Raw genomic sequence first — 25,768 nt, forward strand, 5'->3', positions numbered from 1 at the left:
TCATGAAGAAACTTTACAGATCCTCGCTAGTTCTTGCCAGCCTTTCACTCCTGCTATACAGCTGTGACTCCAGCAAAGAAGATGAAACAGTACTGCCTACACAGGAAGAAGTAGAATATGTCGTAGTAGATGCCAACACCACTGATGTACCTGTCAAAGCTAGCAAATACGATGAAGTGGATGGGATTTTCATGTACACGGAGAATCATATCTTTACATCTGGCCCACCTTCTCAATTCACGATTGATAAAGGGTACTTCAAGGCCTCGTATCTCGGGAAGGATACAAATGGTCCCCATGTCCCGCTTCAAAGCAGCAAAATAAACGGGCAGACCATGTGCACCGAGACCTATATTAATAATATCTGTGACTCTTCGAAACCCTCTACATCCTGGAACTTATACGGGAACCAGCACGAGGTGAGAAATTTGAAATGGGAGTACTTAAATAGTGATAAGAGCAAGGGGTACAGGGTGGAGATGACTGATGTTCCGAAAGCTGCTAAATGGCATGCAGTACCTTCGCGTATTTCATTTGATGAAGAAATTAACTTTCAATTCGAAAGAAATTCTGTAAAAGACAGCATTATAGTCGGTCTGTTGATTGTCCCTAAAGAAGGCATAGGTAAAGTCCTTTCATCGCCCACTATTAATCGGACTCGACAAGTCGGCTATTTAGTTAAACCTGGCGAAACATCTTTCACTATAACGAAAGAAAGGCTTGCAAACCTCTCACAATCAGCTTTAGGCACTCCCACAGCTGCTGACTCCATTTTTCTTAATTTAAGAACAACCCGCCACGTCATCAAGGTTATTGATAACAGAGAAATATTAATTTCCTATATAGTAGATGAATTCAGACCCGTTACGGTAGACTGGAAAATTGACTAAACCTTAGCCTTCCCCACCAACCGCTTCACCACCTTGGCCAGCTTCTCTGTCAACTCACGTCTCGAAAACTGGGCGTGATTGAGGTAGGGCAGGTCAAGGTTCGGGTTGATTGTCCAGGCCTTGCTCATCAGCATCATGTGGTCGAGCATAAGCTCGTGAGCCGTATAGTGGAATAAACGACCGGCACCGCATTCGTCTATGATCCGGTCGGTGTCGGAGTGCACCGGGCCGAGGCAAATGATTGGCTTGTTCGACGCCAGGTACTCAAACAGCTTGCCTGGCACGTTGGAGTACACAGCCGGCACATCGGCGATGGCCATCAGCAGCATGGTGCTTTCCATCAGGTACTTAATGGCCTCGGTGTGCGGCACATGCGGCACAAACTCCGTTATACCTTCCAGACCCGCCTTTCTGATGCGCTCCTTTACACCCTCTGATACCTTCCCTACAAAACGCAGTTTGTAACGGATGTCGCTGTTTACGGACCGCAGCTGCGAGATCACTTTGAGGAACACATCGATGTTGTAATTCTCGGTGATCGTACCGGTATAGGTGATCAGAAATTCGTCCTGCGGCGGTGTGGAAGGGTAGATGAAATCATCCTCGTCGTACCCGTTCGGGATCACATGGATCTTGTCGGGGTTGACGCGCACGGGCTTGTTCATGAACAGGCGTTTGGTGTCTTCGCTCGTCACGATCACGGCATCGGCCCGCTCCAGCACCTGCAGTTCGTACTTCCGGTCGATGCGTTTGGCAATGGGGGTGTGGTAGAGCTGATCGTAGTAGTGTATGTTCGTCCAGGGGTCGCGCAGGTCCGCGATCCAGGGCAGGCCGTACTTTTCCTTTAGCTTCAGGCCGATCAGTTGGGTAGAGTGGGGCGGACTGGTCGTCAGGATTGCCTGGATCTGGCCCCCCTTTAGTAACTCATCAGCCTTTTTGAGGACATGCTTGTTCCAGCCAACACGGGCGTCAGGTATAAACAGGTTGCCGCGCACAAACTTGAACACTTTGTCCAGAAAGCCGGTTTTGGCCTCTTCGTTGGCAAAGCCGCTATAAGGAATTTCTTTCTTGCCGGAGAGCTTCTTGTAATACTCGAAGGGCTCGGAGGTAGCAGTACGGTATACGGCTATACCTTCGGGCACTTCGCTTGCAAAGGTATGGTCTAGCACCGGATAGGAAGCTTGTTTTTCGTCAACCGTGAGCACGCTCGGCTGCACACCCGACTGTGGCAGGTATTTACAGAACTTCAGCCCACGCTGCACGCCCGGCCCACCCGATGGGGGCCAGTAGTAGGAGATGTATAGTAATTTGATCTGGTCTGTTTTTTCCAAAGCGATCAGCAGAGTATCTTCTTTCCCAAAGATAGCAAATGAAGTTTAATGAGTAATGACGAATGAAAAATGATTAATGCGTCATGAATAAGAAATAATTGCTGATTAATGGGAATGACTTGTGGCCATACCTAATCATGGCTGTATTCGGTAAAGCCAGGGAATAGGTTGGCTTGCAGATCAAAGCTGAAGCAAATAACAACATTCCTCAGCTTGTCAACTCTATCTGTCTACCCATTTATTATTCATTTCACGCTATACCTATCAATTCTTCATACTTGATTACTCATTATTCATTAGTCATTACTCATTAGTCATTACTCATTATTCATTCCCCTTTCCTCATTCCTATAGCAACTATTCCTGATATTCCTTAGTTTTGTAGGTAAATCCAGAACTAGAGAGATGTTTGATAATTTAAGTAACAAACTAGACCGCGCCTTTAAAACCCTTAAGGGCCAGGGAAGCATCACCGAGATCAACGTGGCCGCCACTATCAAAGAGGTACGCCGTGCCCTGGTAGACGCCGACGTTAATTATAAAGTAGCCAAAACGGTAACCGACAAGATCAAAGACGAGGCCATGGGCCGCGACGTACTCATCGCCGTGTCGCCGGGGCAGCTGATGGTGAAGATCGTGTACGAGGAGCTGACCCAGCTGATGGGCGGCGAAAAGCAAGACATCAACCTGAAAGGCGAGCCGGCCATCATCCTGATCGCGGGTCTGCAGGGTTCTGGTAAAACCACTTTCACGGGCAAGCTGGCCAATCACCTTAAGAGGCAGGGCCGCAGCGTCATGGTGGCTGCCTGCGACGTGTACCGTCCGGCCGCGATCAACCAGCTGCAGGTGCTGGCCGAGCAGGTAGGCGTAGAGGCCTATACCGAGCTGGAAAACAAGAACCCGGTTCAGATCGCCCTCAACGCCGTTGCCCACGCTAAAAAGACTAACAAGAAAGTAGTCATCATCGACACCGCCGGTCGTCTGGCCGTGGACGAGGCGATGATGAAAGAGATAGCCGAGATCAAGGCGGCCATTAAACCGACCGAGACGCTGTTCGTGGTGGACTCCATGACGGGCCAGGATGCGGTGAACACAGCCAAGACCTTCAACGAGCGTATCAACTTCGACGGTGTGGTGCTGACCAAGCTCGACGGTGACTCGCGCGGTGGTGCGGCCCTCTCTATCCGTTCTGTGGTAGAGAAGCCGATCAAGTTCATCTCTACGGGTGAGAAAATGGAGGCTCTCGACCTGTTCTATCCAGATCGTATGGCCCAGCGTATACTCGGCATGGGTGACGTGATCTCCCTCGTAGAGCGTGCCCAGCAGGCTTTCGACGAGGACGAGGCGAAGCGCATCAACAAGAAGATCCGCAAAAACCAGTTCAACTTCGACGACTTCCTGACCCAGCTCGAGCAGATCAAGAAAATGGGTGACATCAAGGACCTAGTAGGCATGATCCCGGGTGTTGGCAAAGCGCTGAAAGATGTGGAGATTGACGAGAACGCGTTCAAGCCGATCGAAGCGATCATCAAGTCGATGACGCCACAGGAGCGCGAAAACCCGGATATGATCAGCGGCAGCCGCCGTGCCCGTATCGCCAAGGGTTCCGGCACCGACATCACGCAGGTGAACAACCTGATGAAGCAGTTCAACGACATGCGCAAGATGATGCGCTCCATGAACAAAATGGCCGGCACCAAAGGCGGTATGGCCAACCTTGCCAAAATGATGGGCGGTCGTCGCTAGGAGGTTTCCAGATATAAGCAAAAAGGCTGAGCAGGTATAAGCTCAGCCTTTTTCATTTTTAGCAAGTTGTGCCTGCTGCTATACCTGCCAGGATCATGCCTATACCTCCGCGGTGTCAATTATACTTGCCTATACCTGCACTAACCAGTTAAAGCTATACCTGTTTATACCCAAGCCTATACCTTCCTAAGCCCAAAGCTTTACCTGAAAATTCTTAAGCCTACAATTTAGCAAAGGTATAGCGCTAATATACCTGCTTGTCTTCTTTCTTCGCCCACTTTTCGAAGGCTTCCTGTGCTTCTTCTCGCAGCATCTGCACCATGGGTATGGACCTTTCGGGCGCGTCTTTGTCGATCTCGTCGTAGATGAACTGATCATCGAAACCGGCATCAGCGGCATCAGTTTTGGAGTTGGCGTAGTATACTTTGCGTGGACGGGCCCAATAGATGGCGCCCAGGCACATGGGGCAGGGTTCGCAGCTGGTATAAAGCTCACAGTCCGTCAGCTGAAAGGTGCCTAGCGCCTGACAGGCCTTGCGAATGGCGTCTACCTCGGCATGGGCAGTCGGGTCGTTCGTAGCGAGCACATTGTTATACCCACGAGCGATGATTTCGCCGTCCCGCACGACCACTGCACCGAAAGGCCCGCCAAAACCAGCCTCCATTTTCTCGACGGATAGCCTGATGGCCTCCCGCATAAAGTTTTTCTGTTCTTCTGTCATAGGATATGCCTTACGCTGCAGCATACGTTATACCGGCAGAAATCGATGTATGATGCCGCTTTGTGATCGTGCTCCTCGTCGTCGTGAAAAAGCTGTAATTGTTAGTCATAAACCTATCCAAAACTGGCTGAGACAAGTATATAAAATAGCAATAGCTTACACTACACTTGTGCCTTTTAACGCATACTCGTAGTGCAAGCTATTCTAGCTAATGCTGCTCCTCAAAAGTGGGCAGCCCGTACCTTACTCAAATGAAATATCTAGTTTTGGAAGTATAGAGTTTATAATTTGGACTATAGCAATCTTTCTTAATTTATTACGCACCAATTATAGCATTGGTTTTGAATACAGAAAATACGTAGGTATATTTTATTGAACCAATGCCTGAAAATGGAAATATCTGATAACTAATGATTCATATGCTTATGACTGCCAAATTTCAACTGTCGGTTACAGATCTTATTTTAAAGATGAAGCACCAAGTGCGTTGGTGTGCTTTTGTACTTTTTAGCACGCTTTTGCTAAGCGCCTGCACCACCACGCGAGAGCAGGAGATTGAAGGGGACGTAAACGAGTTTCGCTCCTGGGTGAATGCCCAGACAAACAAACTGGAGGAGCGAACCGAGGAGGACTGGAAAAAAACAAAAGAAGACTTTAGAACTCGCACCGAGGAGCTCGACCGCAAGCAGGAGCGCTTCTCCGAAAAGCTGCGTGCTGACTATCAGCAGATCAAAGAAGATTTTAAGGCCCGTGAGCGGGAACGAGACAGCCTGGCGAACAACGAGGCCGAGTTATCGAAATGGGAGCGCGACCTGCTGGGACAGTACGCCAATGGCACCGCTTTGAGTGAAGGAAATGTGGAGCAGGCCTACCAGAACTTCATGAGCAACGTGCGTGCCCGAAGCAAAAACTGGAAACAGCAGGATTGGGACATGGCGGCCGCCGTGCTCGAGGAGCTGAACCAGCGCAAAGAAGCCTTCGATGAACTGCCCGACGAAACCGAGGTACGTATAAAGACCCTTCAGATGGAATTTGCCGCGCTAAAGGACAGCGAGACAACGAACTAAAAAGATACCCTAATAACAGCTACACCCTATGACCAATACAGAGACCCTTACACCTGAGTTATACCTGGTCAAAGCATTTACAGAACAGCCAAACGGAGGGAACACCGCCGGCGTCGTCCTCTTTGCCGACAAGCTCTCTCGTGAACGTCGCCAGAAAATAGCCGCCGTGCTGGGGCTTTCCGAAACGGCTTTTGTGTCCGCCTCCGATGTGGGAGATGTGAAAGTAGAGTTTTACACCCCGCTCAAGCAAATTCCGCACTGCGGTCATGCCACGGTCGCTGCCTTTAGTTTGCTCTGGCAAAAGGGACTACTGCTGGACGGAAGCGCTGTGAAAGAATCTATAGAGGGACCACGCCAGATCAGTTACGAGGAAGGCAAGGTATACCAGGCGCAGCTGCCACCGCAGTACACAACGCTGGGAGCGGCCGGCATTGATCCGAACGTGATTTCTACATCGCTCGGCTTGCCGGAGGGATTTGTCCTTCCACAAGCGCCTGTAGTCGCCAGCACCGGGGTTCCTTTTTTACTGGTGCCTATACCTGACGAGCGCACGCTCCACCACCTGCAGCCTGACCAGGAGCTGATCAGGGCCGTGTCGGACAAAGCAGGTTTGGTGGGCTTCTATGCCTTTACGACAAATACGGAAGTAGCCGATGCGAGCGCCCGCATGTTTGCACCGAGCTATGGTATAGCCGAAGAATCGGCCACAGGCATGGCGGCCGGCCCACTTGCCTGCTACCTGCACGATCATCTGCAGTATCACAAAGCGAATTTCCTCATTCACCAGGGCTACCTCATGCGCCATCCGTCGCCAAGCCAGATCGAAGTGATGCTGCAGCTCGACGGGGAGGGTCACATTGTGGGGTTACGTGCCGGAGGACGTGGACTGGTGATCAGGAAAATGGAGTTAGGGGACTTTTAAGTGCGGCTACTGGAGCCACTGCTGCCGCAGGCGGGCGATCTGCCGGGCATGGTGGGTAAAGTGGTCCTGTAAAAAATCGAGCGTCTGGCTGATGGAAAGCATACCCGCGTAAGGGTGACGGAAGAGGCACTTGCCTAACTGCTGCGGAGGCAGTTCGGTGAGGGTGTCTTCGAGTTGGTAACGGGCCGCGTCCCACTGAATGCGCAGTGAGTTCAGGCTGGCATAGGCCGGCACCTTCGCCACAGCGGCAGGGGCCTTGAACTTCATACCCGAATGCAGCGCCACACGAAGCAAGATAGACCTGATGCTGTGTGCCAGCGAGGCTGATTCCAGTTCCTTTTCCTGCACTTTGCGCTGTATGTAGCTGTTGGTCAGTTGCTCCACCTGAATCAGGTGAGCCACGATCTGGTTGATGGACCACTTGCCAGTTGCGGCAGGGCGGTTCAGCAGTTCCTCGTCCAGCCCCTCCAGCTCTCCGATCAGTCGGTTCCGCGACTCTTCCAGTTTCAGGTATTGGCTTTCCAACGAAGGATTCATCAATTGAATGTGACTATAGGTGGTTGTGCTCATAGGTAAACGCAGGTTGAGGTCGATTATTGATTGCCAATCTACATAAATTTCTGATTAGTGCAACGGAAGATGCTGTTTTTTTGAGCCTAAATGACTGATAATAAGGCTTGTGATCTAATATGGAGTAAAATATATAATTGGATAAGTTCAAATCTGATGAAACAAAGGCGAATGTTCCTTTTCTTTGCAGAAAAAATACACACAGCATGGAAATGACCAACGACCCGGTAGGGGCTGCTATACAGGATTTTATGGCCGGAAACCGCAAGGCGCGGATCGTGGTGGAAAGCAACCTGACTGAAGACGACGAAATAGAAGTAGCCTACCTTTTCCGGACGCCCGAAGAAATGCCCGAGCTGGAGCTGCTGGCACTGGATGAGTGCCGGGGACGGGTGCTGGACGTGGGCGCAGGAGCCGGCTGCCATAGCCTTGCCCTGCAGTACCTTGGAGTCGATGTGACAGCCCTGGATGTGTCGGCTGGGGCGGTGCAGGCCATGCGACAGCAAGGTATACGGCAGGTACTTGAGCAGGATATTTTCAAACTGAGTGGCCAGCGCTACGACACGCTGCTACTGCTCATGAACGGGATAGGTATAGCCGGCGATCTGGAAGGGCTGGAGCGCTTCCTGGAGCATACCAAAACACTGCTGAACCTTGGCGGTCAGATTCTGCTCGAGTCATCGGATATCCTGTATATGTTTGAAGAAGAAGACGGCTCTGTGCTGCTCGACCTGAACGCGGGCTACTACGGGGAGGTAGTGTACAACATGCGCTACAAAGAGCATCAGACCGGCAAGTTCAAATGGCTCTTCATCGACCCGGCCATTCTGGAAGACTATGCTACCAGCCACGGCTATACCTTCGAGCTGCTCTACGAAGGGGAGGCCGGTAATTACCTGGCCCGGCTGGCACTCGCGCAGGCATAGAACCGCCCTCGCGCGGTGGCTATACCTTAAGCGACCGCTTTGCCGTATGCCTGTAGGTATAGCAAAATGGCAAACCTCATGCGAAAAAGGCTTACAACCACCTGGGAACTGACCAAACAGACTTTCAAGAAGTTCGTCGATGACAACCCCCTGGACTATGCGGCCATCATCGGGTTCTACACTATTTTCTCGCTGCCGGCCGTGCTTATCATCACGATCCGCATTGCAGGCTCCGCTTTTGGGGAGGAGGCTGTGCGCGGCGAGGTGGTGAAGCAGGTGGGCGGTATTGTGGGGCGCAACAGCGCCACGCAGGTACAGAGCATCATCGAGAATGCCAGCCAGTCCGAGGCCAGCACCATCGGCACGGTGATTGGCGTGCTCGTCATGGCCTTCAGTGCTACGACGGTATTTGTGGCGCTACAGGATTCGCTCAACGCCATCTGGAAGGTGAAGGCCAAAGTAGAAAAGGGCTTCATGAAGCTGGTGATCGGCCGTCTTCTGTCGCTGGCCCTGGTGGTGAGCTTTGGCTTTCTGCTGCTCGTTTCGCTTTCGGTGGATGTGGTGCTGGGGCTTTTTTACGACTACCTGCGGCAGGAGCTCTCCGGCATAGCCGTATACCTGGTTACGATCGGCAACATCCTGGTATCCATTGCCATTGCCACGGTTATTTTCGCTGCCATCTTCAAAGTGCTGCCTGATGCCCGCATTCGTTGGGCCAATGTGTGGGTCGGCGCTGTCGTTACCGCCATTCTGTTCACCCTGGGTAAGTACGTCCTCAACATCTACTTCCAGCACGACCCGCTAGCCGACACCTATGGAGCGGCTGGCTCGCTTGTACTGATTCTGGTGTGGGTATACTATACCTCCGTTATCTTTTTGCTGGGAGCTGAGTTCACGCAGGTATATTCCGAAGATCATGACCGCGGCGTTGAGCCCACCGATACCGCCGTGAAAGTAGAAAAGCAGGAAATAGAGAAAGACGAGGACACCGGCACCGTCGAAGTGAAACGCAAGTCAGGTCTCAACTAACGGGTTGTGCTCTCCTTATTAAAATGATAGGTATAGCGTAAGGAAACCGCCCCTTCACCTTTCCGAAAGATCAAGCTTTGAAATGAAATATTTGATTGATGCTTAATCATGTTAAGTTTTAGATACTTAATGCATTATATCACGTAGTTGCATAGCATCAGAGACAGAGATTATTAACTAAAACCTATACCTATGAAAAATCTGAAATCCTGGCTGGCCATGTTTGCCATGCTCACCGTGTTTATGTATGGCTGCGATAGCGGCGGCACCGATGTAGTGGAGTCGGGCACGTACCAGGGCAGTGTGAAAAAAGCTGTGCCTGAGAAGACTGAGATTTACGTGCAGACTGATGACAACAAAACGCTGGAACTATACTTCACAGATGCCACTACGCTGACCCACAATGGTGAGACGGTTCCTTTTGACCATCTGAAGGAAGGGACCCGGGTGGAAGTGCAGGTAGAGAAAGTAGGCCAACGCCTGGACCCCGTAGCCGTGCGCATTCTGGAATAACCCCATGGAGGAACTGCTGAGCTGGCGCACCGAGGCCTGGCATCCGCTCACGGTGCATTTCCCGGTGGCGCTGCTGCTCTTCGCCACGCTGGCCAAACTGCTGGCTGTTTTGCTGAAGCCGCAGCCGGCTGCTTTCTGGCACCGCATGGGTGCTTACCTGCTCTCTGCGGGCACGGCAGGCGCCTGGCTGAGCATCTATACCGGCGACCTGGCCGATGGCATTGTCTCGCGGCAGTTGTGCGACCCCACGGTGCTGAAAAGCCACGAACTGGCCGCCTACAACCTGGCCTACCTGTTTACAGCAGCTTCGGTGCTCGACCTGAGTATTATGGTGGACTGGGTACAAAGGTATAAGCGGCCGTTATCAGCTGTAATGGTAGTGCTCATGCTGGTTGGCAGTGGTTACCTGGCCTATACCGGGCATCTCGGCGCCAAGCTCGTCTACGAACAGGCCGGCGGCGTGCAGGTGCCTCTGTCTGACTGTGCCGGTTTCTAAAGCAAAACGGCCCCTGGTTCCAAAAACCAGGGGCCGTTTTTTATACAATCAGTCCAGCTTAAGCTTTCTGATAAGTCACTTCTTTCACCGCCTCAATCGTACGCGCTACGTTTGGAAGCGATGCCTCGATCAGGGTAGGAGCATATGGAAGTGGCACGTCGCGGCAAGTTACGCGCTTCACCGGGGCATCCATGTAATCAAATGCATTACTCTGGATGTGGTAGGCCAGTTCAGCAGAGATAGAGGCCAGAGGCCATGCTTCTTCTACCACCACCATGCGGTTGGTTTTCTTTACAGACTCGATCAAAGTTTTGTAGTCGATCGGACGAACAGTGCGCAGGTCGATCACCTCAGCATTGATGCCGTCTTTGGCCAGTTCCTCGGCAGCAGCCAGGGCTACTTTCATCATCTTGCCAAACGATACGATGGTTACGTCCGTACCTTCGCGCTTGATGTCAGCCACACCGATCGGAATCAGGTATTCTTCTTCAGGCACCTCGCCTTTGTCGCCGTACATTTGCTCTGATTCCATGAAAACAACCGGGTCGTTGTCGCGGATGGCAGACTTCATCAGGCCTTTGGCATCATATGGGTTAGAAGGAACCACCACTTTCAAACCTGGGGTGTTGGCATACCAGTTCTCGAAGTTCTGAGAGTGCTGCGAAGACAGCATGCCGGCACTACCGGTAGGTCCGCGGAACACAATAGGGCAGGAGTACTGACCACCTGACATCGACATCATTTTGGCGGCAGAGTTGATCACCTGGTCAATGGCCACCAGCGAGAAGTTGAAGGTCATGAACTCAATGATCGGACGCAGGCCGTTCATGGAGGCACCCACGCCAATACCGGCAAAGCCAAGCTCGGCAATAGGAGTGTCAATTACGCGCTCCGGACCAAACTCGTCCAGCATGCCCTGGCTCACCTTGTAGGCGCCATTGTATTCGGCTACTTCTTCACCCATCAGGAAAACGCTCTTATCGCGGCGCATCTCTTCAGACATGGCTTCACGAAGGGCTTCTCTAAACTGTATACTTCGCATAGTAATGTTAAAATCTCTGTTCAGCTGGTAAAATTAAGATAACTCTTTCAATTTGCAATGTATAAGCGGGAACTTATCGTATCATCCCCTCCCGGAAGGCTTGTTTCCCATGATAAGCGGCGAATTCCGGGTCGTCGAAGGCCCGTTCCATATAGCTGCGATCGCGCTGAATGGCCCTTCGCAGGTGAATGCGCACCATGCCCTCGTTCTGCATGCGCGCGCCCAATACGGCCAGCGAGTAGTGCGCCAGCGGATCTTCCTCTTTCAGCTCCAAAGCCTTTTCGTAGTACTGGCGGGCACCTTCGTAATTTTCTTTCAGCATATAACTTAAACCCAGGTTCATGTTCGTCTGGTAGTCGTCGCCGGAGTAGGTCAGGCTGCGGATAGCTTCGTCGTAGAGGCCCATCTCCATTTCCAGCGCGGCTTTGTCGGTGAAGATGCGGTGCAGGAGCTCCTGCTCGCCACCCAGTTTGATGGCGTAGTCGTAGATCTGCAGTGCTTTTTCGCGCTCGCCACGCAGGTGGTAGGCACTGGCCAAGGCATAATTTACTTCGGCAGTCGGGTTGCGGAAGCCGGCGAAGTTCAGGTTGTGGATGGCTTTGTCCAGTAGGGCTTCTTTTGCCTTCGGACGGTACTCTTTGCGGGCCATTTCGGTATACACCACACCCAGGTTGTAGTAGGCGGGCCACAAGTCGGTGGTTTTCACGGCCGCCTCGTAGAGTTTGCGGCGCTCGGCCAATAGTGGTGTCAGCGTCGCGGCGTACTGCAGTTCTTCGGCCGTGAGGGCTTGCGCGCTCAGGCTGTCTTCGGCAATGCGGCGGGCTAGCAGGTATAGCTCATAGTCCGATTTGCGGGCGCGGTTATAGTCCACCTCCACGCGGGCAAAACGCATGGTCGGGTAAATGTACTTGCGGATGTACTCGAAGGCTGCACTCTGCTGCAGGGCGTCCGTTTTCTGCTTGTCAGAACCGGTGCCTTGCAGCATGGTGGCAACTTCCTGCTTCTGTGCCTTAGGCAACGCTGATTTATTCACGCGCTCCAACAGGGCTGCCCAGTCGGTCGGTTCCGTTTCGGTACTGATCTCTATTTTCTTGCCGGAGTAGTCGAGCAAACCAACTTTGGTTCTATAGTAGTCGGCCAGGGCCTTGGCGCGCTTCTGGGCCAGGTCGGTGCCTTTTTCATTGGGTGCCTGACTGCCGATCACCTTGATGGTCTGCTGCTTCACCGTGTCCATGGCGTACTGGTCCAGCACGGGCAGGTTTTCGCCCAGGTAGTTTTTGGTGGCGAACTGGTTCTCGTCGAAGTAGAACAGGATGGTGGCAGGACCCTCGGCGATGGTTTTGTAGTTATCGGGCACATAGGTATAGTCGTTACTGCGCACCATCAGCAGGGCGGTGGTGTTCAGGCCGGTGGCTACCTGCTCCTCCGGGGTATAGGCCACGCGGTCGCGCTTGCGTTTGTCAATGACGGTGCCCTGCACCAGCAGCTTACCCTTGTTCTTGTGCGGTGCGTAGGGGAAGGTGAACTCCTGTGTGATGGTCGGGCGATTGTTTTCGTACAGGTAATTGCCCAGGTCGAAGTTGAGGGCGCCCAATTGCTCGCGCTGCTGACCGGCAGCTTCGTATACCACATCAATCTTGTAGCGGTAGTCCTGGTTTTTGCGAAGCATTTTCTCGGGCAAGGTGGCCTTCATTTCAAATACCACCTCCTGTCCATTTGCTACGAGGGGATTGGGCGTCACTTCAATTTCCTGCTTTTTGGCCTGTTTTACCATGCGCTGCAGGGTGCAACCTGTGTTGGCAGAGAGCATCACCACGGCAAGCGGCAGAAACAAAGCGACGTTTTTTTTGTTGTGTTTCATATCAGATTGAGGTAACCAACGTAAGATATAGCTGGTACAGCCGTTGTTTAGCTGCCGTACCTTGATTTTTGTCGATAATCTTTGACGAAAATCTATAAATTTCCTACTTTTAATTTTAAATCAAACGAAAGTGAAAAGGCTACAATACTTTATCGAATCTCAGGCTTTTGGTGTCTGCGCCATGTTGGGAGAGAAGCTTGGAATAGCCTCTAGCAGCATTCGCCTGTCCTTCATCTACATTTCGTTTTTCACACTGGGCTCACCTATCATCCTGTACTTCATCATGGCTTTCTGGATGAACGTGAGCAAGCACCTGCGTCGCGAGCGCAGCACCGTCTGGGATTTATAGGTCCCGCGCTGTGCGTCGCTGGCGCACAAAGTACTGCCACACAATACTCCCCCTGTAAACGCCCGTCATAGTTGGAAAAGTGCCTTTCAGCTGCTGTGCTTTTCTGCGCTGCCGCCAGTACTTGCTGTTTCGCAGCAGGTCGGTATGCGCACGCAGCACCGCTTTGGCATCGGCCGACTGTCCTGCCATCAGCATGCGCAGGGCCGCCAGCCAGTCCAGCAGAATCCGGATAACAACAGTTGAAAACAGCTCGCCGCCGGGCAGGTTTTTGTACAGCAGGGCCAGTCCATTCCGGAAATTCAGGTATGTTTTGCGCGGGTTTGACTTGTGCAGCGTGCCGCCTCCCACGTGGTATACCTGGCTGTGGCCGTTATACATCACCTTATAGCCCACGTTCTTGGCGCGCCAGCAGAAGTCGATCTCCTCCATGTGCGCAAAAAAAGCTGGCTCCAAGCCGCCTAGCCCGTGAAAAACATTGGAACGCACGAACATGCAGGCGCCCGTTGCCCAGAACACCTCCGCCACATCGTTGTACTGCCCTTTGTCTTCCTCCAGCGTCTCGAACAAACGCCCGCGGCAATACGGGTAGCCGAGCGCATCCAGCAGGCCACCGCCCGCGCCAGCGTATTCAAAAAAGTCAGGGTGCTGCTGCGCGACGATCTTGGGCTGGCAAACGGCGATGTTCTCGTCCGACTCCATCAGTTGAATAATCGGCTCCGTCCAGGCTGGCGGCACGTGCACGTCGGAGTTGAGCAGCACGTAGTATTTAGCCTCTACCTGTCGCAGGGCAATGTTGTATCCTTCGCAGAAACCGTAGTTGTCGTCGTTTTGGATGATGCGCACCTGCGGGAAGTGCTCCTGTAAGAAGGGGATGGAGCCATCGGTAGAGGCATTGTCGGCCACGATCACTTCGCAGCCTGCACTGTTTTCCACTACCGACGGCAAAAACTCCTGCAGATAGCGGAGCCCGTTCCAGTTAAGTATGACAATAGCCGTGAGGCTGGGATTAGAGGCCAAAGTTTCCTAGATCTAAACCGGGGATGTTAGGTAAAAGGCCCTCTGTGCTTTTCTTCATTTCTTCGGCTGCACGCTCGCTTGCAGTTAGCATGGCGTTGTTTACGGCGGCCACCACCAGGTCGTTCACCATGTCGCGGTCGTTGGCGTTCAGGATGGAGTCGTCGATTTCGATCTTGAGGAGCTTACGCTGCCCGTTCACGGTGGCCTTCACCAAGCCCGCGCCCGACTCGGCGCTTACCGTGATATGCTGCAGGTTGTCCTGCGCTTGTTTCATTTTGGCCTGGACTTCTTTCATCTTGCCCATCATGCCCATCATATCAAACATAGTCTATCTTCTTTTTGGTGTATTGTTGGTGTTATGTACAGGTATAAACGTCCATCTATTACGAGGGGGTATACAAATATACAAGCATATCTTAAATTAAAGGAATAATGGTGCTGTTAAGGAGAATGGTTGCTATATTCTCTATTGATTCAGTCCAATTCTGGCTAGGTGTTTTTTGCACTCCTCCTTAAAAAAATAGTTATCCTAAAAGGCGAAACCTCCGTATTGGAATAATGCATATAATAAATTACTTTACGCAGGCCACTTTTTTGCTGCCTGTCGTGTAGTTGCTCTCTACCTGCCTCTTTCACCCTTTTTATCTTTTTCTCGGTCATCTCATGCCTGCTTTCACTTGCTAACAGTTCTATATGGTCCAATAAATTTTACCCGTATTGCTATGTCACATTTTCTAAGCTTGCCCAATCGGGGCTTCGGATTTTTACTTGTAGTATCTCTGTTGCTGCACCTAACAAACCTACCGGCTACGGCGCAGCAAGTGACACAGGAATGGGAGCTACGCTACGACAGCGCCATCCCCACGTTTGAGTCAGGTGCCCTCAGTGCTGTCGATGCCGCAGGCAATGCCTATGTGGCGGGCAATAGCAGAATCAACCCACAGGGCTCTCCCAACAGTTATGATGGTTATGTCATAGCAAAATTCAACCCCTCTGGCGAGGTACTTTGGCAGCACCGTTTTCCTTTCTTCCAGTATCCACATGCCGTGAAGAATGTCGCCCTTGATGAAACGGGTTTTTATGTGGTAACTTCCACAGTGGACATGGGCTCCAGAACCATGGTGGACGTGATAAAATACGCCCTGGCAGATGGAAAACAGGTATGGCGGCAAAGTGAGACGCCCTTTAGTACGATGACAGGTATACAGGTGCTGGCCGATAATAGGGGAGGGGTGATCCTGGTAGGCTCCGGACACTTTACGATGCCTGGCGATTTTACGCAGTTGTTTAAGTACAATGCCACCACCGGGCAAAGGGCATGGCGACAATCCTTATCCGGAAGTGTAGCCCCTAACGTGTTCCAGCAGATGGCAGATATAGCCCTCGACAGCCAGGGAGACATCTACCTGACAGGTAGCACAGGCATAGACCAGAATGCCAGCCAGATGCTGACCACGAAGCGCAGTGGTGCAGATGGTTCTTTGGTTTGGCAAATGCAGTACGACACTAATCTGCAGGACCGCGCCGCGCAGCTTGCCGTAGACGAAGCAGGGGGAGTTTATGCCTGGAGCATCCACTATGCCTCCGACCCTGATCAGCCATCGACCAACACGCTGCTTAAGTACGATGCGGCCACTGGCAGGCAGGTATGGCTCCATAGTATGGCCGGAAGCGCTATACCTGAGCAGCTGTTGGCAGACGAAGCGGGTGGGCTGTACCTGCGGAGTAGTTCGCAAGGCCAGAACCGACTGGCTCGCCACAGCGCCTCCACGGGCTCGCAAAGCTGGTCTTCCACCTTTGCAGGTAGGAGCATCGATATGGTGGCAGACGAAGCTGGAAACCTATACCTGGGCAGCCGGCAGGACAGTGCCGCCTACACCGTGCGCAGGTATGACGCCAGCCGTGGGAACGTAGCTTGGACCTATACCTCTCCTGCAGACAGTACCTATTTATTGCAGGGAATGGCCCTATCCGAGGCAGGCACTTTACACCTGACCGGCACAACTGGTACCGATGAAACACACCTTTTCGCCGCAAGCCTCCAGACAACGACAGGAGCGCTCGTTTATAACCTCACCTTCCTGCAAACTTTTTCAGGTATAGACCTGCCAACCAATATGGTGACGGACGATGCAGGGAATATTTACATGACGGTATCGACTGGTACTGATGATGCTGGCAACAGAAATCTGCACACCGTTTTACTCAAGTACTCAGCAGCGGGTGATTTGCTCTGGTCGCGGCAGTTCGACAATAGCTCGACAGGTGTCGATACCAGGCATTTGGCTGTGGATCCCACGGGTACGGCGTACGTCATGGTGCAGGCTTCAAGAGGTAATGCTCAGCCCGACATTATGCTGTATAAAGTAGATGGGGCCACAGGTGAGGCGCTATGGGAAACGACCCACGGGCCGACCGAAGCCAATGTAGGCAGGGAAATAAGACTGGACCTGCAAGGCAACATTTACCTGATGGGTACCACCCGTTTGCAACCCGATGTGGCGACAGAGGACTTCCTCCTGAAAATAAACCCGGACACAGGAGCGAGCATCTGGACGAAACGATATGGTAGGTTCGACCCGAATAACGTGCTGAATGAACTGGTGGCTTTTGCGCTGGATGAAGCAGGGGAGGTATACGTGACGGGCACTGCACCAGGGCCGGGCATTGTGAACAACCTGGTGCTGATCAAATACGCGTCAGGTGACGGCAGAGAGCTATGGCAGGAAATCTACAACAGCGGCAACAGACAAACCCTGCATAGGGTTTCGGGGCTGGCAGTAGACAATACGGGGGGCGTATACCTGGCCGCCTTCGACGACCTGGACACAGGCGAGCGTGTGTCCTATTTGTTGAAATTTGCTGCCTCCAACGGAGCCTTGGTTTGGCGTCAGCCCATGACTGACCAGGGGACAACACCTACCTCTTTAGAGAACCTGATGGTGGACAATGCCGGAGGAGCTTACGTGACATGCTTCATCAATGGCAAGGCTCATGTGGTCAAATTCAGCACGGAAGCGCCGGGCGTGGTGTGGGCATCACCGTACGATGGTGTCCTGTCTGAACTGGTACTTGACCAGCAGGGCGGAATTTACGTGACTGGCTGGAACACGGACGGCGTACAGCAGGTCCTACGCACCGTGAAATTGCTGACCTCCGATGGCTCCAAGGTATGGGAGGAAATGAAGCCAGTGCATTCGGGTGATGGGTTGCTGGCTGTGGATGCGGACCGGAATGTGATCGTTGCCCGCATTGTGTATGACCCCGACACCAAGCAAGACGTGCTGCTAGTAAAATACACCCAGTCTACAGAAGAACCGTGCGCCATACCTGTGAACGTGCAGCTATACCTGGCGCCTTATGCCATACGGGCAGGCTGGGAGGCCCGCACCACCGCCGACTTTTCACCTCATATCCTCAACGAAGACACCGGCCTGAGTTGGACCTGGGGCGACGGCTCGGAGCCAACGATGTCGTATACCGCTTTCGGCACCTCGCGCATCACAGGCAAGCATACCTATACCCAGGCGGGCATCTATCAAGTCGGGCTCGACTTCTCGGAGAGTTGCCTGAAGGCAGCTAACAACGACTACAACCAGTGGCACGTCATCTACGATCCGGAGGCAGGCCATGTGAAAGGCTCTGGCAGTATTGCTTTAGCCGATTTTGGATTGGGTGGCAACAACCAGAAGCTGGAAGCGGAGTTCTCGTTCTTTGTTAGGTACCAGAACAAGCACGCTACTAGGCCACAGGGTACCGTGCAGCTTACCGTGAACAAGCAGAAATTCTCCCAAAGCGGCGCCCTCGACTGGCTCGTGATCACCGGAAACCAGGCTATCTGGAAAGGCACCGCACGGTTGCAGGGCATCGGACGTTTTGGCTACATCGTGTCGGTTCGTGATGCGGGCGGCAAGGGCAAAAACGACCCCAACGACCAGCTTCGCATCCGCATCTGGGACATGGACCGCGGCAATGACCTGGTATTCGACAACTTTGAGGCAGGCGGTGACATCTACTACCTCAGCCAAGAAACCGGGCCACGTATCGGGCGGGGAAACATCGAGATCAACGGCAGAAAAGACAACCGCGACCTGCTGGCCACCAATGGGAAAGGTATACAAGGTATAGCATCTGCCGAACTGCTTGCTTATCCGAACCCAGCCCATGCGCTCACCACGATTCGCTTTACAGCGGATGTGGAAAGTGCTTACGAAGTTCAGTTGTTCGATTTGAAAGGGGCACGGGTGCAACAGGCAAGGCAGGGCCTGGCAAAGGCCGGGGAAGTGACGGAGGTACAGCTGGATGTTTCTGGTCTGAAAGATGGCATGTACCTGGCGCGCATTACGAGTGGAGGCAAAGTGAAGTCCGTTAAAATAATGGTGAAAAGATAATGGAGATCGCCGTGTCGGCCATCCTAGCGCAGCAGCGTGACGGTGCCGGTACGGCGTTTTGTTTCTCCGCTCTGGCTCACAATGTTCACCTCGTAGGCATAGGCACCGGCTGGCTGTGGCTTGCCCTGGTAAGTGCCGTCCCAGTAGGTGTTGCGGTCATCCGCCGAAAATACGACCTGACCAGCGCTGTTGTATACCTTGACGCTGAAGGAACTGATAAAGCGGCCTTTTACTTCGAGCACATCGTTTAGCCCGTCGCCATTGGGGGTGAAAGCGTTCGGAATATGCACTTGTAGCGGCTGTTGGATGACCACTGTGTTGGAATATGAAGTGGCGCCGCCATTGCCTGAAGTCACCCGGATGCGGTAGCGGAGTTCCTGCATTTCATCGCTTGGGTTGCGTTCCAGGTAGGTGTTGCCCGAAACTGGCAAACTGCTGACAACCATGTTGTTGGCGTCCAGCAACTCCAGGGTGTAGCCGCCCACCCCATCCGGAAAACCCACATAACCCGTCCAACCCAGCGAAATAGCCAGAGAGTTTTCCTGAGAGATTGCGACCAAGTATATGGGGCAGGTGGTGTTGCTGAGCGTAGAGCTGCGGTCGCAAGGGTTGGTATAGCTGGCGCGGTAGCACACTGGATTGAGGGGTTGCAGTGCGTCTGTGTAGGTTGTCTGTCCGTCGGTGGGCAGATCGGCAAAGGGCACGCCGTCGATGCTGCGCAGGTAGCGTACCTGCCGGACTGTCTGCCCCTGCGGGAGGGTCAAGGTAAGCTGTACCTGGTTGTTTTCGTCGTAGGTGCTGTAGAGGTAGCCGGCCGGTGGCGTAGCGGTGGAAGTGGCCTGTATGCAGTGGGCGGCAGAGATCGAGCGGCTCTGCCCGTTATGCAGGATGCTGTGAACCTGGTAGCAGTAGTTTTGACCGCAACTCAAGTTAAGGTCGGTATAAGTGGTTGTGGTACTGCCGAGTTCCCCAATCCGGTTGCCGTCTCGGAATACAGTATAGCCCTGGACACCCCCTGCTATAGCTGCCCAACGAAGATTTGCAAGTTCATTGCCCGTCTGCACGCCCAATACCAGGCTGCTGACAGGGGCCGAAAAGATGGGGAATTCATTGCCGCAGTTATCGGCCGGGCGGATCCGGAACTGGATGGGCTGTCGGGTGTCTACATTTCCGACCCTGAAGTTTGCCAGCCTGTTTTGAGTCAGAGGAGTACCTGTATAGATGGCTACAAAGTTACCGGTCGCAGTGGTCCGCTGCTCCAGCACGTAGCGGTAGCCGGGCTGCAGGTTTTCGAACGTGAACAGGAGCTCGCCGTCTGCCGCTTCCCGCACTACCTCCAGTTGAGCGATAACCGGGGCAGGGGGAATTGGCAATAGCGTAACCGTGCTGGTGGAGCTGCTCTCGCATGAGCTGCATGTATACCTGCCGCTTACCCGGATGGTGTAGGAGGAAGCAGTGCCCGAATAGGTATAACGTGGCTGCTCCCCGGCTGCCACGCCCCGCACTGTGGTATTGTCGCCATAATCGATGTCGTACAGGTCGTAGCCTGTGTCGGGTATGGTTACTTGAACCGATCGGCTGGCGCAGGCTTGTACTGAGAAAGCAGGAGCAGGAGTAGCCACCACTTCAAACTCCATGGGCTCGATGGTGGTGCTTTGGCCGCCTCCCCGGTTGATGATCTGGGTGATAATGTACTTGCCCGGCGCTGTGTAGGTATACTGAAAGCGGCCGTCAGCGCCGCGACTCACTAACTCGCTCTCGTTGAAATTCTTAGGGTCAAATGCCTTCGGACCGGGGTCGTAAAAAGTAGTGTACTGCGTATTCTGGTCGGAGCTGCAATCCTCGAAAAAAACAGGTACGCCGACGCAAATCACCTTCACCTCCTGCCCATTCTGTATAGCCCGAAAACAGCCGTCCTGTCCCAAAACAGGTATAGCAGTCAATAAAAGCGATATGAAAAGCAGGAATCTCAAGCAGTAGGTATAGGGTGTGCTACGAATATAGCTAAGCAAGGTATAGGAGAAAAGCCTATACCTAAATTTTAGGTATAGGAGCACAGCGATTCAGCTTAATTTGTGAGAAGTCGACTTCAATAACAGCTTTTGTGTATTGGATTTCCAGTGCCGTTGGTCCTTTATCCGATGCATGAAGGTGGCGCTTTTAAGTCAGGACAACAAGCACAGGTATAGGATCATCAGATGCTGTGAGGGGCTCCCACATTGGTCTATCAGCAGCATTTAGGACTGAACTTACACCCCTATAATCCCCTTAATGGGTTAGTCGTACTACTTCTAATAGGCATAAAAAAGAAATCCGCAACGGTTTTCAGTCCGTTGCGGATTTCCAGAAATAGGAAGTGCTTTCTAAGCCAGAGCAGCCGGCAAATGGCAGGTTCTGAGGAAAGACACGCTACGTTCCATGTCCGGGTGCATCACGCGATCGGTGCTCACGAACGGAATCTGCTCCCGGAATTCGGCCAGTAATTGTTCGAGTGGCGCCGAAGTGCGTTGTGGTCGTCTGAATTCCATCGCCTGTGCCGCGTTCATCAACTCAATAGCCAGCACGCGTTCCACATTCTGCACTACATTATAGAGTTTGGTAGCAGCATTCGACCCCATGCTCACGTGGTCCTCCTGTCCGTTGGACGAAGGAATGGTGTCGATGGAAGCTGGTGTGCAGAGTTGTTTGGTCTGGCTCACGATAGAGGCAGCCGTGTACTGTGTGATCATGAAGCCGGAGTTCAGGCCTGGCTCCGCGACCAGGAAATCCGGTAAACCGCGGCTACCCGAGATGAGCTGGTAAGTACGGCGCTCCGATATACTGCCCAGCTCCGCCAAAGCAATTGCCAGGAAATCCAGCGCCAAAGCCAGCGGCTGCCCATGGAAGTTGCCGCCTGAAATGATCTCGTCCTCGTCCGGGAAGATGTTCGGGTTATCGGTCACCGCATTGATCTCAGTCAGAATCACGCCCTCAGTGTAATGGATAGCGTCTTTCGAGGCCCCGTGTACCTGCGGAATGCAGCGGAAGGAGTAAGGGTCCTGTACATGCTGCTTGAACTGGCCGATCAGCTCGCTGCCCTGCAGCAGCTCTCGGAAAGTAGCGGCAGTCTCAATTTGCCCTCGGTGAGGACGCGCCTGGTGAATCAGGTGGTTGAACGGCTCGATGCGTCCATCAAAGGCATCCAGCGACAGCGCACCCACCACGTCGGCTGTGCGCGACAAGCGCAGGCTCTGCAGCAAGCAGTGCACCCCATAGGCACTCATAAATTGCGTACCGTTGAGCAAAGCCAGGCCTTCTTTGGCCTGCAGGGCAATCGGCTCCCAACTGAACATCTCCAGCACATGGCGACTCTCCAGTCGGTAGCCCTGGTAGTATACCTCACCCAAACCGATCAGCGGCAGGCAGAGGTGGGCCAGCGGTGCGAGGTCGCCGCTGGCACCGAGCGAGCCCTGCTGGTACACGATCGGGTAAATGTCGCGGTTATAGAAGTCGATCAAGCGCTTTACGGTCTGCAGCTGCACCCCGCTGTTGCCATAAGCCAGCGACTGAATCTTGAGCAAGAGCATCAGTTTCACCACCTCAGCCGGCACCTCGTCGCCCATCCCGCAGGCGTGCGACATCATCAGGTTGCGCTGTAATTGCTCGAGGTTGTCGTGCGATATCTGCTTTTTGTACAGCGATCCAAAGCCTGTGTTGATGCCATAAATGCTCTTGTCGGTGCTGGCGATCTTGCGGTGCAGGTAGTTGTAGCAGTGCAGAATGCGCTCCTCCGCTTCCTGCGAAAGGGCCAGGCTATACCTGCGGCTGATGATTTCCTCGATGCGCTCCAGGCTCAGGTGCTGACTGGAGATATGGTGAACGTCGCTCATAGTTTGGTTTAGTTCGCTTCAGATTTCAGTTGGGAGATGATGTCGTCGATGTAGAGTTCGTCCTGTTCGCCTGTCTGCATGTCGCGCAGCTTCAGCTTGCCGGATGCCATTTCCTCAGACCCCACTAGCAGCACAAACGGTATCTTTTTCTGGTCGGCATAGCCCATCTGCTTTTTCAGCTTGGCGGGTTCCGGGTATAACTCAGAGGCTATACCTGCGTTGCGCAGTTTCTGTAGCAACGGCAGGGCGTAGCGCTCGGATTCCTTATCGAATTGCACGATTAGAACCTTCGTACCCACCTCGCTGCTGGCCGGGAAAAGCTGCAGTTCTTCGAGTACATCGTAAATGCGGTCCACGCCAAACGAGAAGCCCACACCGGACACGCCCGGCATACCGAACATACCCGTTAGGTTGTCGTAACGGCCACCGCCGCTGATGCTACCCATGTTGGCATTGTTCACCTTTACCTCAAAGATGCAGCCGGTGTAGTAGGAGAGGCCACGCGCCAGTGTTACGTCCAGTTGCAGGCGTGGCTGACCGGACGGGTTTTGTGTCGTGAGGGCGTCACTGCCTAGGTTATCTAAATATTCCCATACCTCCTGCAGGTCTTTCAGGCCACGCTGGCCTTCCTCGGTGTTACCCAGCAGGGTTTGCAGTTGGGCCAGTATTTCTTGGTTAGAGCCTTTGAGGTCATAGAGTGGCTCCAGCTTATCAACAGCTGGTTCGGCTATACCTCGCTCCAGCAACTCCTTGCGCACACCTTCCGCCCCGATCTTGTCGAGCTTGTCGATGGCCACGCAGATGTCGCCCTCGCGGCCTTTCTCGCCGATGGCCTCGGCTATACCTGCCAGAACGCCGCGGTGGTTGATCTTGATTGTAAAGTCCGTCATGCCCAGTGTGCTCAGCACCTCGTCGATCATCTGCACGATCTCGGCCTCGCAGAGCAGGGAATTGGTACCCACCACGTCGGCGTCGCACTGATAAAACTCGCGGTAGCGGCCCCGCTGCGGACGGTCGGCACGCCAAACTGGTTGTATTTGGTAACGTTTAAAAGGGAAGCTGATCTCGTTTCGGTTCATCACTACGAAGCGGGCAAAAGGCACCGTTAGGTCGTAGCGGAGCGCTTTTTCGGAGATCTTGCGGGTCAGGTGTTTGGAGCCCTGCTCGATATCGGCAGCCGTGGTTTTGCTTAGGAAGTCGCCGGAGTTCAGCACTTTAAAGATCAGCTGATCGCCCTCGTCGCCGTACTTGCCCGTGAGTACCGAGAGTTGCTCCATGGCGGGCGTTTCGAGTGGCAAATAGCCGAATTTCTCGAAAGTGCGCTTGATCACGCCGAATATATAGTTGCGCTTGACCACCACGGCGGGGCCAAAGTCGCGTGTTCCTTTCGGTATAGAGGGTTTTTCCTTGCTCATGTTTTCAACTTTGCAGGCGAAGTTACTAAAACAGGAGCAAATCGTGCAGACTGATTTTTAAAATGCGTTGTCCTCGCCGCGCAGCATGTTGTACACGGTATAGAACACGATTTTAAGGTCGAGGAAGAAAGACCAGTTTTCGAGGTAGAAGATGTCGAGTTTCACGCGGCCGCGGATCTGGTAATCGGAGCTGGTGTCGCCGCGGTAGCCACGCACTTGCGATAAGCCTGTTATACCTGGCTTGATGAAATGGCGTACCATGTACTTCTCGGCCACCATGGCGTATTCTTCGTTCACCTTGAGCATATGGGGACGGGGACCCACAATCGACATCTGCCCCATGAACACATTAAAAAACTGCGGCAGCTCGTCCAAACTAGTTTTGCGTAGGAATGCCCCTACACGCGTAATCCGGGAGTCGCCACGCCGGGCCAGCAGCGAATTCGCTTCGTTGTTGACATACATAGAGCGGAGCTTCCAACAGCGAAATGTTTTATAATTTATACCCGAGCGCTCCTGGCCAAAGAAAATCGGTCCTCGTGAGTCAATCTTGATAAGCAGTGCCAGTAGTGGAATCAACCAGGAGAGAACCAGGATAATCACGACGGAGGAAAAGAGGATATCAAAGGCGCGTTTGATGACCTTGTTGAAGGTATCATCGAGCGGGATGGAGCGGAAAACCAGCACAGGAAGCATGTCATGAAAGTCCAGCTTCATGCGGGTATGGTGAAAGGTGCCTGGCTCTGGCAAGAACTTCATCCGGATAAGGCGATCGTCTGCATCGTTCATCAGACGGATGATTTGGTTACGCGGCAGCTCGAAAGGAGAGCAGTAGATCTCGTCGATATGGTTTTCCTCCAAGTAGGCCGTAATATCTTCTATCGACCCAAGTACGTCCGGTCCACCAACGGCTTTATCATCAAAGAAGCCCATAAAGTGGTAGCCGTACTCCGGGTGCTGCTCAAAAAAACGACGCAACTCCTTGCCAGCCTCTCCCATCCCCACAATTACAACAAAACGTTTGTTATAGCCTTTTCTTCGGAAATGACGCAGCAAAAGGAGCACCACAAAGCGGTAAAAGAGTACAAAACACGTCAGGAAGCCATAGTGGAGAAACTGGAGCTGACGGGATACGGCCTCTAGATCGAACAATTGAATGATAACCTCAAACAAAAGCACATAGAGCAGGATAACCTGCAGCGCATTTAGCAAGAGCCTGTTGATCGAAACCGCACGATAGATTTTGTAGGTCCCTAGTAGAAGTGAACAGGTATACCAGGCAAAGAGCGCATATAGCAAAAGTTGCGTGTAACCTGATAAAGTCAGAGTTGCAGTCTCACCAGGTGCAATTTGGTGAGCCAATGCAAAAGAAAGCGCGATGGAAACAGCGTCGCCGGCCGCATGCAGCGGTCTGATGTATTTGTTATATAAGCCAGGCATAGAAAGATCGCTGCAAATATATCAAAAGAAAAATTTATACTCTATTTATGTTTTTTGTACTTATGATTGCTGACTGTAAATAGAAAATCGATACGGGCATCTCAGTTGGGGACCAGGTGTGGAAGCACTGGTATGCAATGAAGCGCCAAACAGTCAGCATTTACCCAACTCGT

Annotated in this window: 21 protein-coding genes; 10 read left to right on the forward strand and 11 right to left on the reverse strand. The window is 52.9% G+C overall.

What is annotated here, in order from left to right:
• Positions 1–2: 2 nt before the first annotated feature.
• The gene (locus B0B12_RS01580) at positions 3–890 is read left to right on the forward strand and encodes a hypothetical protein (RefSeq protein ID WP_076665751.1); all 888 of its coding nucleotides are present in this window, start codon (positions 3–5) and stop codon (positions 888–890) included.
• Here B0B12_RS01580 and B0B12_RS01585 read toward each other — a convergent pair.
• Positions 887–2,221, reverse strand: coding sequence for a glycosyltransferase family 4 protein (locus B0B12_RS01585; protein WP_076665752.1), 1,335 nt, complete (start codon positions 2,219–2,221; stop codon positions 887–889). The two genes, B0B12_RS01580 and B0B12_RS01585, sit on opposite strands and share 4 nt — an antisense overlap.
• Before the next feature lie 405 nt (positions 2,222–2,626).
• Between B0B12_RS01585 and ffh the strand changes: the two genes are divergently transcribed.
• Complete coding sequence (gene ffh / locus B0B12_RS01590; RefSeq protein WP_076665753.1) at positions 2,627–3,967, forward strand: signal recognition particle protein; 1,341 nt, start codon at positions 2,627–2,629, stop codon at positions 3,965–3,967.
• 244 nt (positions 3,968–4,211) lie between these two features.
• On the opposite strand, the gene B0B12_RS01595 is transcribed toward ffh, so the two are convergent.
• A complete protein-coding gene (locus tag B0B12_RS01595; protein WP_076667584.1) occupies positions 4,212–4,688 on the reverse strand; it encodes a nucleoside deaminase in 477 nt (158 codons plus the stop codon).
• Positions 4,689–5,113: 425 nt separating this feature from the next.
• Here B0B12_RS01595 and B0B12_RS01600 point away from each other — a divergent pair, with 425 nt between their 5' ends.
• Positions 5,114–5,755, forward strand: a complete 642-nt coding sequence (locus tag B0B12_RS01600; RefSeq protein ID WP_076665754.1) for a hypothetical protein — start codon at positions 5,114–5,116, stop codon at positions 5,753–5,755.
• A 28-nt stretch (positions 5,756–5,783) separates the two neighbouring features.
• The gene (locus B0B12_RS01605; protein ID WP_076665755.1) at positions 5,784–6,677 is read left to right on the forward strand and encodes a PhzF family phenazine biosynthesis protein; all 894 of its coding nucleotides are present in this window, start codon (positions 5,784–5,786) and stop codon (positions 6,675–6,677) included.
• 6 nt (positions 6,678–6,683) lie between these two features.
• On the opposite strand, the gene B0B12_RS01610 is transcribed toward B0B12_RS01605, so the two are convergent.
• On the reverse strand, positions 6,684–7,247 hold the full coding sequence (locus B0B12_RS01610; RefSeq protein WP_244554560.1) for a DinB family protein: 564 nt from the start codon (positions 7,245–7,247) through the stop codon (positions 6,684–6,686).
• Positions 7,248–7,453: 206 nt separating this feature from the next.
• Between B0B12_RS01610 and B0B12_RS01615 the strand changes: the two genes are divergently transcribed.
• From B0B12_RS01615 to B0B12_RS01630, 4 genes are all read left to right on the forward strand, one after another.
• A complete protein-coding gene (locus tag B0B12_RS01615; RefSeq protein WP_076665757.1) occupies positions 7,454–8,173 on the forward strand; it encodes a class I SAM-dependent methyltransferase in 720 nt (239 codons plus the stop codon).
• A 66-nt stretch (positions 8,174–8,239) separates the two neighbouring features.
• Positions 8,240–9,202, forward strand: coding sequence for a YihY/virulence factor BrkB family protein (locus B0B12_RS01620; RefSeq protein ID WP_244554561.1), 963 nt, complete (start codon positions 8,240–8,242; stop codon positions 9,200–9,202).
• A 192-nt stretch (positions 9,203–9,394) separates the two neighbouring features.
• Positions 9,395–9,715, forward strand: coding sequence for a hypothetical protein (locus tag B0B12_RS01625; RefSeq protein ID WP_076665758.1), 321 nt, complete (start codon positions 9,395–9,397; stop codon positions 9,713–9,715).
• 4 nt (positions 9,716–9,719) lie between these two features.
• Positions 9,720–10,211: a DUF2231 domain-containing protein gene (locus B0B12_RS01630; protein WP_076665759.1), complete on the forward strand. Its 492-nt coding sequence runs from the start codon at positions 9,720–9,722 to the stop codon at positions 10,209–10,211.
• 58 nt (positions 10,212–10,269) lie between these two features.
• On the opposite strand, the gene B0B12_RS01635 is transcribed toward B0B12_RS01630, so the two are convergent.
• Both B0B12_RS01635 and B0B12_RS01640 read right to left on the reverse strand, forming a co-directional pair.
• Positions 10,270–11,253, reverse strand: a complete 984-nt coding sequence (locus B0B12_RS01635) for a pyruvate dehydrogenase complex E1 component subunit beta (protein ID WP_076665760.1) — start codon at positions 11,251–11,253, stop codon at positions 10,270–10,272.
• A 73-nt stretch (positions 11,254–11,326) separates the two neighbouring features.
• The gene (locus B0B12_RS01640) at positions 11,327–13,114 is read right to left on the reverse strand and encodes a tetratricopeptide repeat protein (protein WP_076665761.1); all 1,788 of its coding nucleotides are present in this window, start codon (positions 13,112–13,114) and stop codon (positions 11,327–11,329) included.
• A 130-nt stretch (positions 13,115–13,244) separates the two neighbouring features.
• Here B0B12_RS01640 and B0B12_RS01645 point away from each other — a divergent pair, with 130 nt between their 5' ends.
• Complete coding sequence (locus B0B12_RS01645; RefSeq protein ID WP_007654962.1) at positions 13,245–13,463, forward strand: PspC domain-containing protein; 219 nt, start codon at positions 13,245–13,247, stop codon at positions 13,461–13,463.
• On the opposite strand, the gene B0B12_RS01650 is transcribed toward B0B12_RS01645, so the two are convergent.
• Complete coding sequence (locus B0B12_RS01650; protein ID WP_076665762.1) at positions 13,458–14,480, reverse strand: glycosyltransferase family 2 protein; 1,023 nt, start codon at positions 14,478–14,480, stop codon at positions 13,458–13,460. The genes B0B12_RS01645 and B0B12_RS01650 overlap by 6 nt on opposite strands.
• Positions 14,470–14,805 (reverse strand): YbaB/EbfC family nucleoid-associated protein, encoded by a 336-nt coding sequence (locus B0B12_RS01655; protein ID WP_076665763.1) that lies wholly within the window; start codon positions 14,803–14,805, stop codon positions 14,470–14,472. Before B0B12_RS01655 ends, B0B12_RS01650 begins: the two co-directional genes overlap by 11 nt.
• Positions 14,806–15,262: 457 nt before the next feature.
• Between B0B12_RS01655 and B0B12_RS01660 the strand changes: the two genes are divergently transcribed.
• Positions 15,263–18,871 (forward strand): outer membrane protein assembly factor BamB family protein, encoded by a 3,609-nt coding sequence (locus tag B0B12_RS01660; protein ID WP_076665764.1) that lies wholly within the window; start codon positions 15,263–15,265, stop codon positions 18,869–18,871.
• Positions 18,872–18,894: 23 nt separating this feature from the next.
• On the opposite strand, the gene B0B12_RS01665 is transcribed toward B0B12_RS01660, so the two are convergent.
• The 4 genes from B0B12_RS01665 to B0B12_RS01680 form a co-directional block, all read right to left on the reverse strand.
• Entirely contained in the window at positions 18,895–20,844 is a 1,950-nt protein-coding gene (locus B0B12_RS01665) for a T9SS type B sorting domain-containing protein (protein WP_139337747.1), read from the reverse strand.
• Positions 20,845–21,234: 390 nt separating this feature from the next.
• Positions 21,235–22,740, reverse strand: coding sequence for a histidine ammonia-lyase (hutH, locus tag B0B12_RS01670; protein WP_076665766.1), 1,506 nt, complete (start codon positions 22,738–22,740; stop codon positions 21,235–21,237).
• An 8-nt stretch (positions 22,741–22,748) separates the two neighbouring features.
• Positions 22,749–24,155, reverse strand: coding sequence for a histidine--tRNA ligase (hisS, locus tag B0B12_RS01675; RefSeq protein ID WP_076665767.1), 1,407 nt, complete (start codon positions 24,153–24,155; stop codon positions 22,749–22,751).
• 57 nt (positions 24,156–24,212) lie between these two features.
• Entirely contained in the window at positions 24,213–25,595 is a 1,383-nt protein-coding gene (locus B0B12_RS01680) for an undecaprenyl-phosphate glucose phosphotransferase (protein ID WP_076665768.1), read from the reverse strand.
• Positions 25,596–25,768 lie beyond the last annotated feature (173 nt).

It is taken from the genome of Pontibacter indicus, from assembly GCF_900156345.1.
Classification (GTDB): Bacteria; Bacteroidota; Bacteroidia; order Cytophagales; family Hymenobacteraceae; genus Pontibacter; species Pontibacter indicus.

Excerpts from the sequence above, each read along its gene's own strand:
- B0B12_RS01580 (WP_076665751.1), top strand. The coding sequence starts at position 3 with ATGAAGAAACTTTACAGATCCTCGCTAGTTCTTGCCAGCCTTTCACTC.
- ffh (WP_076665753.1), top strand. The coding sequence starts at position 2,627 with ATGTTTGATAATTTAAGTAACAAACTAGACCGCGCCTTTAAAACCCTT.
- B0B12_RS01595 (WP_076667584.1), bottom strand. The coding sequence starts at position 4,688 with ATGACAGAAGAACAGAAAAACTTTATGCGGGAGGCCATCAGGCTATCC.
- B0B12_RS01600 (WP_076665754.1), top strand. The coding sequence starts at position 5,114 with ATGACTGCCAAATTTCAACTGTCGGTTACAGATCTTATTTTAAAGATG.
- B0B12_RS01605 (WP_076665755.1), top strand. The coding sequence starts at position 5,784 with ATGACCAATACAGAGACCCTTACACCTGAGTTATACCTGGTCAAAGCA.
- B0B12_RS01610 (WP_244554560.1), bottom strand. The coding sequence starts at position 7,247 with ATGAGCACAACCACCTATAGTCACATTCAATTGATGAATCCTTCGTTG.
- B0B12_RS01615 (WP_076665757.1), top strand. The coding sequence starts at position 7,454 with ATGGAAATGACCAACGACCCGGTAGGGGCTGCTATACAGGATTTTATG.
- B0B12_RS01620 (WP_244554561.1), top strand. The coding sequence starts at position 8,240 with ATGGCAAACCTCATGCGAAAAAGGCTTACAACCACCTGGGAACTGACC.
- B0B12_RS01625 (WP_076665758.1), top strand. The coding sequence starts at position 9,395 with ATGAAAAATCTGAAATCCTGGCTGGCCATGTTTGCCATGCTCACCGTG.
- B0B12_RS01630 (WP_076665759.1), top strand. The coding sequence starts at position 9,720 with ATGGAGGAACTGCTGAGCTGGCGCACCGAGGCCTGGCATCCGCTCACG.
- B0B12_RS01635 (WP_076665760.1), bottom strand. The coding sequence starts at position 11,253 with ATGCGAAGTATACAGTTTAGAGAAGCCCTTCGTGAAGCCATGTCTGAA.
- B0B12_RS01640 (WP_076665761.1), bottom strand. The coding sequence starts at position 13,114 with ATGAAACACAACAAAAAAAACGTCGCTTTGTTTCTGCCGCTTGCCGTG.
- B0B12_RS01655 (WP_076665763.1), bottom strand. The coding sequence starts at position 14,805 with ATGTTTGATATGATGGGCATGATGGGCAAGATGAAAGAAGTCCAGGCC.
- hutH (WP_076665766.1), bottom strand. The coding sequence starts at position 22,740 with ATGAGCGACGTTCACCATATCTCCAGTCAGCACCTGAGCCTGGAGCGC.
- hisS (WP_076665767.1), bottom strand. The coding sequence starts at position 24,155 with ATGAGCAAGGAAAAACCCTCTATACCGAAAGGAACACGCGACTTTGGC.
- B0B12_RS01680 (WP_076665768.1), bottom strand. The coding sequence starts at position 25,595 with ATGCCTGGCTTATATAACAAATACATCAGACCGCTGCATGCGGCCGGC.